Annotated in this window: 1 pseudogene; it reads right to left on the reverse strand. The window is 43.3% G+C overall.

The features are described from left to right. Positions 1-191, reverse strand: a pseudogene (locus CWC02_RS20300) (hypothetical protein); the annotation flags it as partial. Between the last annotated feature and the right edge of the window lie 248 nt (positions 192-439).

Raw genomic sequence — 439 nt, forward strand, 5'->3', positions numbered from 1 at the left:
ATATCACGGTCAAGAATATCGCCTTTGCGTAATTTCTTCTGCCAACCGGGTGGTAAATCACCACCACTATCAAGTTTCTTTTCAAGGCCAGGTGGCAGACTTTTACCTTTGTCCTTATCCTTGTCTTTTGCAAGTGCGCCAGCCGTCACTAGGCTTAAACCAATCACTGCAACTGTTAACAATGCTTTCATACGAGTGCTCCTTTTGTTAGTCCCAATTAAGCGTAGCAAGTTTTTCTGAACTGGGTATGAAACAGCTAAAAAAAGCCGCTAAGCGGCTTTTGACAGGATTAACGATGGCGAGTAACGATTGATAAAATCTCTCGCGTATCGTGTACTAGATGAATAAGGCGGTCATCGATTTCGATGGCAATAATCCCATTTCGGTCGCGACGTTTAATCACTCGCCCATGACGATATATATCACGGTCAAGAATATC

This window comes from Pseudoalteromonas sp. S2721 (assembly GCF_005887425.1).
GTDB lineage: Bacteria > Pseudomonadota > Gammaproteobacteria > Enterobacterales > Alteromonadaceae > Pseudoalteromonas > Pseudoalteromonas simplex.